We start from the raw sequence: 13,478 nt of genomic DNA, 5'->3' as shown, positions 1-13,478 counted from the left end.
AAAATTAATTGTATGTAGGTAATGGGTTTAAAGCAATTGTTATCAAGAGCTTTGTCAAAATAAAATTCACAATCAATTATACTTACCTATTCATTCTCTAAAAAAATGTATCGTAAAAAACTATATGCGATGGATCATTACCGTTAAAATTCTAGGATCGTATTATTTAACTTACAATTGAGTAGGAAAAATCAGAATTGCTTAAATTTAAAGTAATAAGATTTGATTAATAAAAAGGAGAACAAACAGTTTGAAAATAATTAACTATTATTAAGTATTCGTCTTTAGACAAATAAATTGTATATTAACTATGGGATTAATACCCTTTATATCAACTTCTGATAGTTACTTATAAATTTAAAATAGTGAGTAATGGTAGTTTTTTCTGATTAATTGTCCATTATTGCTCGATTATAAGTATGTGAAAGAAACAAAAATTATACCTTATGTTCTAACATTTCCTTTGTTTAAGTTAAGATCAACACCCATTAATTAAGATATAAAAGAAAAATATGATGACTTCAGCCATGACTAACTATACAGAAGAATTAAGTATTTATTCTAGTTCTGAATTGTTATTACGTCACCGACTCAAATTAGTAGAAAATTTATGGGAATCAGTCTTAACTAATGAATGTGGACAAGAATTAGTTGATTTATTAGATAAACTCAAGTCGGCTTGTTCTCCTGAAGGACAAACAAATGAAACACAGAATATATCAGTAAGTAAATGGATTGAACAATTAGAATTAGATGATGCTATTAAAGCTGTTCGAGCTTTTGCGTTATATTTTCAATTAATTAATATTGTTGAACAACACTACGAACAAAGAACACAAAAGTTAATTCGTAGAACCACAACTGAAGACCAAGTTAACGCAATTCAAAAACCTGAATCTCACAATCATCAACCCACAACATTAGATACTAAAGAAGAAGCACAAAGTTATTTTAATCCGAAAAGTAATCCTGCTAGTGGTGGAACTTTTCATTGGCTTTTTCCTTATCTCCAAAAGTTGAATATGCCGCCCCCAAAAATTCAACAATTACTAGATCAATTAGATATTAACTTAGTTTTTACTGCCCATCCCACAGAAATTGTTCGTCATACTATCCGCAAAAAACAACGTCGTATCTCTCATTTTCTTGAAAAATTAGATGCCGCCGAAGAATCTTTCCGTGCTATGGGTTTAACTAATTCTTGGGAGGCTGAGAATTATCGAGAATGTTTGACTGAAGAGGTGCGTCTGTGGTGGCGTACAGATGAGCTACATCAATTTAAGCCAACGGTTTTAGACGAAGTTGATTATGCTTTACATTATTTCCAAGAAGTTTTATTTCAGACTTTACCTGAGTTATCTATCCGTCTTAAACAGGCTTTACATAACACTTTCCCAAAATTAAAATCTCCTACTCACAAATTCTGTTATTTTGGATCATGGGTAGGAGGAGATCGAGACGGCAATCCTTTTGTAACACCTGAAGTAACGTGGTCAACGGCTTGTTATCAACGTAACCTTGTAATTGATAAATATTTAGAATCCATGGGGCAACTCAATGATATTCTCAGTTTATCTTTACACTGGTGTAACGTGATGCCTGAATTATTAGATTCTTTAGAACGTGATCGCATTGGAATGCCAGAACTATACGATAAATTATATGTTCGTTATCGTCAAGAGCCCTATCGCCTAAAATTAGCCTATATTGAGCAAAGATTAAAAAATACTCAGGTAAGAAACGAAGCTTTATCTGATCCTGAAACCAGAAAATCAATCAAATTAGCCAATAAAGATGATAGCCTTTATCCCTCTAAATTGGACTTATTAGAAGATCTTAATTTAATCAAATATAACCTTGAAAATACAGGATTAAAATGCAAAGAATTAGATCATTTAATTTCTCAAGTAGAAATATTTGGTTTTCATTTGACTCCCTTAGATTTTCGCCAAGATTCTTCTCGTCACTCTGATGCACTTAGTGAAATCGCTGAGTATTTAGGAGTTTTAGATAAACCCTATGAAGAATTATCAGAAACAGAAAAAACTGCATGGTTAGTACAAGAACTAAAAACCCGTCGCCCATTAATTCCTAGCGAAATTAATTTTTCTGATGCTACAGGAGAAACAATTGAAACCTTTAAAATACTCAGAGCGTTACAAACAGAATTTGGTTTAGATATTTGTCATACTTACATTATCAGCATGACTAATTATGTTAGTGATGTTTTAGAAGTTTTATTACTAGCAAAAGAAGCAGGATTATATGATCCTATTTTAGGAATCACAAGTATTCGTATTGTGCCTTTATTTGAGACAGTAGAAGACTTAAAACGAGCGCCTATGGTGATGACGGAATTATTTGAATTGCCATTGTATCGAGCTTGTTTAGCGGGAGGATATGAAAATGTAGCCAAATTACCTTCTAACCTTGTTTTACCAGAACTAAACCCCAAAAACTTACAGGAAATCATGTTGGGTTACTCAGATAGTAATAAAGATTCAGGATTTTTAAGCAGTAACTGGGAAATTCATAAAGCTCAAAAAACCCTTGCCAGAATTGGTGATAAGTATGGATTTAACATAAAAATATTTCATGGTCGTGGAGGTTCAGTTGGTAGAGGAGGAGGTCCAGCCTATGCGGCTATTCTAGCACAACCTACCTCCACCATTGACGGTAGAATTAAAATCACTGAACAGGGGGAAGTTTTAGCTTCTAAATATTCTTTACCTGAATTGGCATTATATAACCTTGAAACCATTAGTACTGCTGTAATTCAAGCTAGTTTACTTGGTAGTGGTTTTGATGATATTGAGCCGTGGAATCAGATAATGGAAGAAATTGCGGCATATTCACGAAAAGCCTATCGTCAGTTAATATATGAACAACCGGACTTCATTGATTTTTTCTTATCTGTTACTCCCATAGAAGAAATTAGTAAATTACAAATTAGTTCTCGTCCTGCTCGTCGTAGCAGTGGAAAAAAAGATATTTCTTCTTTACGAGCGATTCCTTGGGTGTTTAGTTGGACTCAAAGTCGTTTTTTACTTCCTGCATGGTATGGTGTAGGTACGGCATTACAAGAGTTTTTAAATCAAGAACCAGAGGAAAATTTGAAGTTATTGCGTTATTTTTATTTAAAATGGCCTTTCTTTAAGATGGTTATTTCTAAAGCAGAAATGACTCTTTCTAAAGTCGATTTACAAATGGCTAGTCATTATGTCGATGAATTGGCTAAAGATGAAGATAAAGAACGTTTTCAGAAAGTATTTAACCAAATTGCGAAAGAGTATTATTTAAGTCGTGATATTGTCTTGCAAATTAATGAGCAAGAAAGACTACTTGATAATGATCCTGAGTTACAACGTTCTGTGCAACTGCGTAACGGTACGATAGTACCTCTAGGATTTTTACAAGTATCCTTACTCAAACGTTTAAGACAATACGCCAGTCAAGATAAAGCAGGTTTAATTCATTTCCGCTATAGCAAAGAGGAGTTATTACGGGGTGCTTTATTAACTATCAATGGTATTGCTGCTGGTATGCGTAATACTGGCTAATTTCACCCCATTTTCTTAGAAGAAAAATTGTGAAGACGAGATAGGTGGACAAGAAGACAAGTAGAATGCTAAAAAAAATCTCAATATTTGTATATTTTCGAGAGAATTTTATTGATTCACAAAAACATAATCTTCCTGTCTGCCTGTCTTCCTTTCTTCTAAGTCAGTTATTACCTATTTTTATATCAAATTATTTGCTGTCAAGCTTCTTCGATATTAAGCTAAAAATTTTTTTCTTCAATTGTAATAATTAAATTGTTCCTCTAATTTCTTCAATTACCCCATCTCGAAGGATGATTTCTACATTAAGTTTTTCTACTAAATTATCTCCTTCTTGAACATCAAAAAAACTTTCCATTTGTGCTTGAAATACTTCTTGTCCTAATTCTAACAATTGAACTTGTTGCATTTGTTGTAAAAATTGATTTTTTTGCTGCAACATTTCACCTTTTTTCTGGTTAACTTGTCCTTGGATATTTTCTATTTGTTGGGGTGCTTGTAAACTGCCTTGTTTTTTTATTTCAGCGATCGCACTTTGTCCTTGTTGATCTATTTGTAACATTTGTTGATCAAGTTGATTAATTTGAGTTTGTAATTGTTTTTGGGCTTCATCTTGCCATGCAGGGGTAACAATTACTTTCACATTTACTGGACGTTTTAAGGTTAATTTCTGAGTCATGGTTATTAAGTTTTTCCTAATTTTAATGTTAATTATTGTTTATTAATTACTGATTTTTGGGTGAATCTAATTTTTCTTAGATAAATACTATTCACCCTTACAAATTACTAATTATTAAACATCGAATTAATCATATCTTGATAATGGCTTGTTATTACAGGACGTTTGATTTTTAATGTTTGGGTCATCATACCATTATCCATAGAAAAAGACTCTAATATCAGATTAAAAATAGCGATACGGTCATCAGGACGGTATCCAGCTCTATTTTTTACCTCTCGATTTAATTCTTGTTTATAGAGGCTTATAACCTCTTTTGCGTAAAGATCACTATTTTCTAGTTCTTCTGGGCTAGCAGAAACATCGGGAAAAGTTAAATTGAGATTTTGAGACTGTGCCCACTTTTGCAAAGCATCAATATTTGGCACAATTAACGCACCTAAGTACTTTTGATCTTGCCCGACTACCATGATTTGATCGATATAAGGGCTACGAATACAAGCATCTTCAAGGGGTTGAGGTTCGATATTTTCGCCGTTACTTAAAACAATGGTATCTTTTGCTCTGCCTGTAATGACTAAATCATTTTCAGGTGTTACCATGCCTAAATCACCACTATCAAACCATCCTTGACTGTCAATGGCTTTAGCGGTGGCTTCGGGGTTTTTATAATAACCTTGCATAACTTGACTACCTCGAATACAAACTAAACCAATTTCTCCTTGAGGTAAAGTTGCTTTAGTGTCTAAGTCGATAATTTTAATTTCAGTTTCAGGAATGGGTTGCCCAGATGCACCTACAATATTTCGAGTAACCCTTCGGGCATTGGTGACGGGAGAAGTTTCCGTTAAACCATAGCCAACTATCAATGGAATACCGACAATTTGAAAAAAGTTATCAATATGTTTCGCTAATGAGCCACCACCGCTAATCCATGTTTTAACACAACCACCAACACCATCTCTTATTTTTTGATAAACTAATTTATCTCCTAATTTATGCAATGGAAATAATGATAAAGCGGTAATTTGAGCGATAATTTTTTCAAGGAAAGTTGGATTTAATTTTTCTAGGGTTAAGCCCTTATAAATGCGAGTTGCTTCCAGATATTTTTCTGATAAGGAGAGGAAGAAAAAGACAAGTTTTTGTTGAGTTTTACTACCATCTCGAAATTGTTTTTGCACTCCTTCATAAATTGATTCCCATAAACGAGGCACTCCTACCATAAAATGAGGACGATATTCTTTTAAATCTCCTTTAAAATAGCGAATATTAGTATAAATTAGAGTTGTACCTCTGGATAGTAAGAAATACTCTGCTGCTCTTTCGTAAGAGTGCCAACTTGGTAAAATACTTAAAATGCGATCGCCGGGTAACGGTTTGATGACGGTTTCTAAATAACGTACTTGATGAAGCAAATTACCGTGACTTAACATTACTCCTTTCGGTTTTCCTGTTGTACCTGATGTATAAATTAAAGTAGCTAAATCATCCAAATTTTTCGATACGGGAGTAAAACTATGACTATCCCCTAATGCCATAAATTGCTCAAAATTATAGATAGGTTGAGAAAATTCCGTTTCTATGGCTTCATCAGACAATAAAATGATAGATTTTAGGTTAAATTCTTTTAATTCTGATTGTAATTTTTTGAGGGTAGCTAAATCTTGAACAACAAGGACAACACTATCACTATGACCTAAAATATATAATAATTCTTCTCGATGAGCTTGAGATGATCGCACAGCATCAACACAACCATTACGAATTATACCTTGATCTGCTATTAACCAACGAGGACTATTATCAGAAAATAAGGCAATTTTTTCCCCTGATTCAATACCTAAATATTGCAAACCCGCCGCAAATTGTTTGATATATTTATCTACTTCTCGATAGGTTAATTCAACTTTTGGTTGACTGTGAGGGTCAGATAAAGCGACAATATCTCCAAATTGGGATACCACTAAATCCCATATTTCACCGAGAGAGTTAAGCTGAAAATATTGAGAATTATTAACTTGATTCATGATTTAAACTTTTTAAAAATCTTTTCGTTTTTATCATAAACCTTTCATTCTTGTTTATCGATGATGAATGGGCAAGATAAAAAATTGGCATATTAGCGTCTTGTTATTGTATAGTTACTCAATTCAGAATATGATTAAATTTAAAAATAAGTCTCAGTATTCTTACTTAAAATCAGAAAAAAAGATACTCAATACTTAAGTCTTTATATAATTTTAAGAAAAAAATCTTTATCAAATCTTGATTATTTTTAGTAAAAATTGGTTGACTAACCTATTTATATTCTCTATTGATTAGATATAATAAAAACAATATTAAAAAAATATCTTAATTCTTTATAACAGTTAAAAAACGTCAAAATTTAGATGTTGAAATGCAGAAAAACTGATTTATTATGACTTCAGTTAATGAGAAGGTAACTTTTTCAATAATAAATTTTTAGAGGAAAAAAATAAAATGGCAGTAATAAAAGGAACAATAGAAGATGATAATTTGATCGGTACAGATCAAGCCGATCGCATTTTTGGTCTTCAAGGGGAAGATGTTATTGTCGGGATGAAAGGTAATGATGATCTTTATGGCGATGAAGATGATGATAGCTTGTATGGTGAAGAAGGTAATGATTACCTCTATGGAGCAGATGGAAATGATAAACTTTACGGCAATGGAAATGATGATATTCTCTATGGTGGAAAAGGAAATGATACCTCTTTAGGAGGACAAGGCAATGATAATCTTTATGGAGAAGAAGGAAATGATAATCTCTATGGAGAAGATGGTGATGATTTTCTTGATGGAGGAGAAGGAAATGATTTTTTTTTCGGTGGTGCGGGTAACGATAAACTAGATGGTGGTGATGGTAGAAATATATCCTATGGGGGAGCTGGTAAGGATATCCTTAATGGTGGTAATGGTAATGATGTTTTAACGGGTGATAATGATGATGATCTTTTAAGGGGAGAAAGTGGCGAGGATAATTTAGATGGTAGTGAAGGGAATGATCTTCTTTACGGTGGTTTTGATAATGATACTCTCTATGGTAGCGGTGGAGATGATACTCTTTATGGTGATGAAGATAATCCAAAAACAATCAATAATGATTCACAAATAAATACACAGAATGATCTCCTCAAAGGTGATGCTGGTAACGATCTTCTCTATGGGGGTATTGGTAAAGATACTCTCTATGGTGGTGTCGGTAAAGATAGTCTTTCTGGTGGTATAGATAACGATTACTTAAAATTAGGTAATCAAGATCAAGTTAAAGATGTAGTTTTTTATACTAAGGGCGATGGATTTGATATTATTGAAGAATTTGAGTCTCAATATGATCTTCTTTACTTCTCAGAAATCTATAATATTCGTTTAGAAGAAGTTAACGGTAATACCAATGTTTTTCAGTACATTAATCCCTTTACCCAAAATCTATTGATGACGTTAAACAATACTAAGGGTTTAACTACTAATAATTATTTCTTAAATTTTGATTTTCCCACTGGAAATATGCAGTCCGAAGATAATTTTAATGAAGAAGATGATCTTTTGTTCAATGAAACTAACTCCACTAATTCATTATTTGATACATCAATCTATCGTTTTCGAGATGTAAACACTATTGGTAACTATTTATTTGTAACAGAAGAAGAAAAAACCATCCTGCAAAACAATGATAATTGGATTAATGAAGGTTTTGCCTTTGGTGTCGCCGATAATGATAATGATGAGTTAATCAGAATCAATCGTTTTCAGAATTCCCAAGGAAAATATTTATTAGCAGGAGAAGTCGAAAGTGAGATAATTCGAGGAAATTATCCTGATTGGCAAGAAGAAGGAATCGCTTTTTATACCTATGATGGTAATGTTAGTAAGGGCATAGATATTTACCGTTTTCGTAATGAATCGGGTGGCTATATTTATGCAACGGAAACAGAAAAAAATAGTATTATCACCAATCATCCTGACTTTATTTACGAAGGAATCGCATTTGAGGCAATTATCTAAAAAAGATTAAAGTAACACAGACAACAAAGTCTTAATCAATGAAGGAAAAAATCTTCAAGGTGATAAGACTGTTAACTGATAATGATAAACTAATGAAAATAATCTTAATATATCTTCATAATGGCTAGAATTAACGATAATTACTTAAAATTAAAAGCAGGTTACTTATTCCCTGAAATTGCAAGACGAGTCAATACTTTTGCCCAAGAAAATCCCAACGCTAATATTATCAGATTAGGTATTGGTGATGTTACTGAACCTTTACCTCAAGCCTGTCGTGATGCGATGATTAAAGCCGTTGAGGACATGGGCGATCGCAGTAATTTTAAAGGTTACGGTCCTGAGCAGGGTTATGGTTGGTTACGGGAAAAAATAGCCGAACATGATTTTCAAGCTAGAGGATGTGATATATCTGCTGATGAAATCTTTATCTCCGATGGTTCTAAGTGCGATACAGGTAATATTCTCGATATTTTTGGCAAAAACAACAAAATCGCTGTTACTGACCCCGTTTACCCCGTTTATGTTGATACCAATGTCATGGCAGGAAACACTGGAGATGCGAACGAAAAAGGAGAATATGAAGGTTTAGTCTATCTTCCCATCAGCGCTGAAAATAATTTTACCGCCGAGTTACCTACTGAAGCCGTAGATTTAATTTACCTTTGTTTTCCTAACAATCCCACAGGTGCGATCGCAACAAAAGAGTATTTGCAGTCATGGGTAGAATATGCTAAAAAACACGAAGCGATTATTTTATTTGATGCAGCTTATGAAGCATTTATTACAGATCCTAGTTTACCTCGTTCGATCTATGAAATTGAAGGAGCAAAAGATTGTGCGATCGAATTTCGCTCATTTTCCAAAAATGCAGGATTTACAGGTACACGTTGTGCGTTAACAGTCGTGCCTAAAAATTTAACAGGAAAAGCCAATGATGGCAGTAAGGTAGAAATCTGGAAACTCTGGAATCGTCGTCAATCTACTAAATTTAACGGGGTTTCTTATATTGTACAAAGAGGAGCAGAAGCAGTTTATTCTGAAGAAGGTAAGTTACAGATTGCCGAATTAGTCAAATTTTATTTAGAAAATGCCCAAATTATTCGAGAAGAATTAAGTAAAGCAGGGTTAAAAGTTTATGGAGGAGTTAACGCACCTTATGTGTGGGTAAAAACTCCTGATGGCTTATCTAGTTGGGATTTCTTTGACAAATTATTACATAATGTTAACGTAGTTGGCACACCCGGATCTGGTTTTGGTGCAGCAGGAGAAGGTTATTTCCGTCTTAGCGCTTTTAACAGTCGTGAGAATGTCATTGAAGCCATGAGACGCATTACCGATACCTTCAATTTTATTGGTTAATTTAACTAATATTATTAATGATTTCCTCTATCATGGGGATTTCATTTCTTGAATAATTTTCATGGTTTCAACACTAACAGTAGTAACTTTCCTTAATAAGTAAATTACTTGCTCTTTATAATCAGCAAAGCGATAATTATTGAACTTTTCTGCCATAGTTTTATCTTTGAGTTTTTTCTCTTTATATTGATCTAATATCCACTCAATTGCACTACAATTACTTAGTTTATATTCCTATGCCAAAGGCGGAATTTTTTTTAAAGTTGTGACTTCATCAATGATGATTTTATGGTTAGTTTTATCGGCTTTTAACTTAACGTTGATTTCAGATAAAGGTTTAACTATGTAGTCAGGCAATGGGCTTAAGCCTCTTGTAAAATGTTTATTCAGTAAATAATCGGCACTTTCTACCATAAATTTTACTATTTCATTAGGTGTATAAACTATCCCTAACCTGTCAGCTTCTTTAGGATTATAGGCTTTATAAAAAGTCTCATAAACTACTTTTAAAAATTTCTGTTTTTCTTGATAATTAACTATATTAGAAGCAGTGCGAATAATGGTATTATAATAACTTTGAATTGTCTTAAAAGTATTCCTTTTAACATTACCAGTAAAGAAAGTTTTGATGACTTCTTGGAGTTAACGGGCAATGTTATTTTCTTGATGAAATTGACCTTCATTAAAAATATCTTCTGTTAAAATATGCTGAATAATCATCTCCCTAATATCAGCTATTTTGATGTCAGGATTAATGGATGCTTGACATACTTTTAAGAATTTATCCCTTGCCTCAATAAATGTTTGATTTATAGTCGTTTTAAATAAGAATGAAATAGTTTAAGAATAGTAATATTTATATCAAAAACCCAGATGGTGAGCGATGCCAACCCTACAAAATTTTTCAACGTGTCTCAAACTTAATTGAAATAACTATACTTTCTCATCCCCAGATTTGGTAACAATGGGCTTAAGCCCATTGCCTGATATATTTGATTCTGAGGAGCATTGACTATCAATGAAATTTCTGAGGGTATCTAAAATAGTCGGTAAATCTTAACTAAAAGTATTAATATTCTGACGAAAATATTTTACTTCTGCCCTTTCATAGTCTAAAAATTGATTAATTAACTTGTCTAAATCATCATCATTTTCCATATTAATCCGTAAAGATTCATCGCCATTTTGGATTAATACAGCTGTCTTGGTATCCTCAAATAAAATATTATCCCTAGGGTATTCTTTCTTAAATTTAGCCTAAATTTCAGCGTCTTTAGATTCCCAGTATCCCCAGTCAAAGCGTAAAGCATCTTTGATCATACCTTCAGGGCGAATAGAGGTATTGATGCGACTTTTAATCGTTAACTCATCTACCAAGATAAAATTACGAGGTTTACAGTAACCATTTAATAGGCTAGCAAAGGCAAATCTGACTGAGCTTTCATTACAACTACCACCATATCTAATTTTGGTTTCTAAATCTCGGCGATATTGATTAATGAGAATACAAAACGTAACTTATTTTTATTTTCTAAATTTTAAGTTTGTTTATAATATATTCATTACTTTATTAAATAATAATAGTATAAATTTCTTTATTATTCTACTCTCTTAATCTTCGTAAAAGATCATAAAAGATTTAGAACTCTTATGATACCATTGTCATTATTATTAATTTTTCAACATCGAGAAACAGATTATAGCAATCCTAAATAATTTGTGTCAAAATAAGTTTCAAAAATTTAGCGGCAAGGGGTTTTAAACTCTTGTTATATCATTATATAATTTATTGTTACTTTTAAATATTGGACAACTGATTTCGCATTGGTATATTTAAGTTTACTATTTCTAATATTCAGAAAGTTAAAGTTAAAAAACCCTATAAATAATATGATTAATAGACAATGGTGGGTAGAAAAATGGCTAGAATTATTAGATTCTTATCGTTTTAAAAAAAGGTTAGAAAGAGCTCGTAATTATTCCAGAGAAGGTAATGTTTTAAATATCGAATTTAAACAATCTCAATTAATCGCACAAGTGCAAGGCACGGAAGAAGAACCTTATAAGGTAACATTAGCATTAGATGCTTTTTCTGATGAAGATTGGGGATATGTGATTATGAGTATGTCAGAAAAGGCTATTTTGGCAGCTCAACTATTAGTAGGAGAAATGCCTTCAGAAATAGAACAAGTTTTTATTAAAAATGGTTTAAGTTTATTCCCTTTTAATTTAACTGATGTAAAATCCCGTTGCACTTGCCCTGATAAAGCCAATCCTTGTAAACATATTGGTGCAGTTTATTATCAATTAGCAGATCGTTTTAGTGAAGACCCTTTTATTATATTTCAGTTACGTGGTAGAAGTAAAGAACAAATTTTAGAGGCATTGCGAGTCTCTCGTAGTCATCAGTTATCGGGAAAAATGCTACAACCAGAAATGTTAGGAAAAATCAAGTCAATTCCTAAGCGCAAGAGTCATACTAACAAGACGGCTGCACCTTTAACTATCGATAACTTTTGGGAATATGAGGAAGGGTTAGATTCTTCTTTAGTAGTAATTGTGCCATTAACAGAAAATAAAACTATCTTGGATGTATTAGGAGATATTCCTCTATCCTATAATGATTCTCAGGCGGTAATGCAATATTTAACCCAAGTTTATAATACAATACCGAATAAAGCTATGGCGATCGCATTAAATAATTAGAGATTGCTGAAAAAGTTTTTTCGTGAAGGTGGGAGGTAGGAATTAGAAGAAATACTTATATATCAATAAAGATGTAAATTTTAGTTACCTAAAACCCATTTAACTTACATCTTTTAAAAGCAGTACAAAATAAAAAAATTTACCCTATGCATTATTTCTTATTGCTTATTACCTACCCCTATAAAAAAGAATTAGGTTTTAATTATGGGTTTTAAAAGATTACTTAATTCAATCCATTCTGATACACTCAAATTTTCTGCTCTCGCTTGATCATTTATCTTTAATTGTGATAATAAATCAGTTAATTTTTCTGGCTCAATGATAGATTTTAAATTATTTTTTAACATTTTTCTGCGACTAGCAAAACCTAATTTAATTAAACTATCTAAAAATTTAGGATTATCAGCAGGTTTTTTTATTTTTTTAGGGGTTATTTTGACTACTACAGAATCAACTTTCGGACGAGGATAAAATTCTTTTGCTAAAACATCACAACAAATTTCACAGTCTGCTAAGTATTGTACTTTGACTGATAATGCTCCATATACCTTATTATTTGGACTAGCAACAAGACGATAACCAACTTCTTTTTGAATCAATAAAACAATCGATTCTAGCGGATTTTCCCTAGGATTACTAATAGTACCTAATAATTTTTCAATGATTGGTCCTGTAATATTATAAGGTATATTTGCTACAACTTTATTATAATTTTGAAATGCAGGAAAATTTGTTAACATATCAGTTAAATTTAAGTCTAAAAAATCTCCTTCTATTAATAGAAAATTATCAATTTTTCCATATTTGAATACTAATTTTTTACATAAATCTCGATCTATTTCTACCGCTAATAATTTATCTACATAAGGAAATATTCTTTCTGTTAAAACACCTAATCCTGGTCCTATTTCTAAAATGCGATCACTTTTTTTTAGTTCCGCTGCTATAATAATTTGATTGAGAGCTTTTTCACTTTTTAACCAATGTTGGCCAAACTGTTTACGAGGTCTAATTGCCATATTTTTTTTGATAATTTATAACTAAATTTCGTATTTATTTGCTTAATACTTATAAGTATTATCGATAATATTAAATTGGTAAACAATAATTTTTTCTTTTATTAATATCAATATCGCCCTAAG

The 13,478-nt window shown here is 32.0% G+C and carries 7 protein-coding genes and 2 pseudogenes; 4 read left to right on the top strand and 5 right to left on the bottom strand.

Annotation, left to right across the window (positions count from 1 at the left end; genetic code table 11):
* The first annotated feature begins 512 nt into the window (after nt 1-512).
* Entirely contained in the window at nt 513-3,560 is a 3,048-nt protein-coding gene (gene ppc / locus GM3708_RS09535) for a phosphoenolpyruvate carboxylase (RefSeq protein WP_071827606.1), read from the top strand.
* Between the two features lie 250 nt (nt 3,561-3,810).
* Here ppc and GM3708_RS09530 read toward each other — a convergent pair whose 3' ends face one another.
* Nucleotides 3,811-4,239 (bottom strand): YlqD family protein, encoded by a 429-nt coding sequence (locus GM3708_RS09530; protein WP_066346033.1) that lies wholly within the window; start codon nt 4,237-4,239, stop codon nt 3,811-3,813.
* A 107-nt stretch (nt 4,240-4,346) separates the two neighbouring features.
* Complete coding sequence (locus GM3708_RS09525) at nt 4,347-6,269, bottom strand: long-chain fatty acid--CoA ligase (protein ID WP_066346030.1); 1,923 nt, start codon at nt 6,267-6,269, stop codon at nt 4,347-4,349.
* 454 nt (nt 6,270-6,723) lie between these two features.
* Between GM3708_RS09525 and GM3708_RS09520 the strand changes: the two genes are divergently transcribed.
* Together GM3708_RS09520 and GM3708_RS09515 are read left to right on the top strand one after the other, a co-directional pair.
* A complete protein-coding gene (locus tag GM3708_RS09520; protein ID WP_066346028.1) occupies nt 6,724-8,268 on the top strand; it encodes a calcium-binding protein in 1,545 nt (514 codons plus the stop codon).
* Between the two features lie 120 nt (nt 8,269-8,388).
* Nucleotides 8,389-9,630 carry an LL-diaminopimelate aminotransferase gene (locus GM3708_RS09515; protein WP_066346026.1) on the top strand — a complete coding sequence of 414 codons (1,242 nt, stop codon included), beginning with the start codon at nt 8,389-8,391 and terminating at the stop codon, nt 9,628-9,630.
* A 30-nt stretch (nt 9,631-9,660) separates the two neighbouring features.
* Here the strand turns inward: GM3708_RS09515 and GM3708_RS19640 are convergent.
* Nucleotides 9,661-9,852: pseudogene (locus GM3708_RS19640) on the bottom strand (hypothetical protein); the annotation flags it as partial.
* 146 nt (nt 9,853-9,998) lie between these two features.
* Nucleotides 9,999-10,440 (bottom strand): annotated as a pseudogene (locus GM3708_RS19785) (DNA methyltransferase); the annotation flags it as partial.
* A 1,080-nt stretch (nt 10,441-11,520) separates the two neighbouring features.
* On the opposite strand from GM3708_RS19785, the gene GM3708_RS09505 reads away from it, so the two are divergent.
* Nucleotides 11,521-12,336, top strand: a complete 816-nt coding sequence (locus GM3708_RS09505) for an SWIM zinc finger family protein (RefSeq protein WP_066346024.1) — start codon at nt 11,521-11,523, stop codon at nt 12,334-12,336.
* Between the two features lie 191 nt (nt 12,337-12,527).
* Here the strand turns inward: GM3708_RS09505 and rsmA are convergent, their stop codons facing one another.
* Complete coding sequence (gene rsmA / locus GM3708_RS09500; protein ID WP_066346017.1) at nt 12,528-13,355, bottom strand: 16S rRNA (adenine(1518)-N(6)/adenine(1519)-N(6))-dimethyltransferase RsmA; 828 nt, start codon at nt 13,353-13,355, stop codon at nt 12,528-12,530.
* Nucleotides 13,356-13,478 lie beyond the last annotated feature (123 nt).

It is taken from the genome of Geminocystis sp. NIES-3708, from assembly GCF_001548095.1.
Classification (GTDB): domain Bacteria; phylum Cyanobacteriota; class Cyanobacteriia; order Cyanobacteriales; family Cyanobacteriaceae; genus Geminocystis.
Note: the sequence above shows the minus strand (reverse complement) of the source record. Positions and strands in the feature narration are given on the sequence as shown.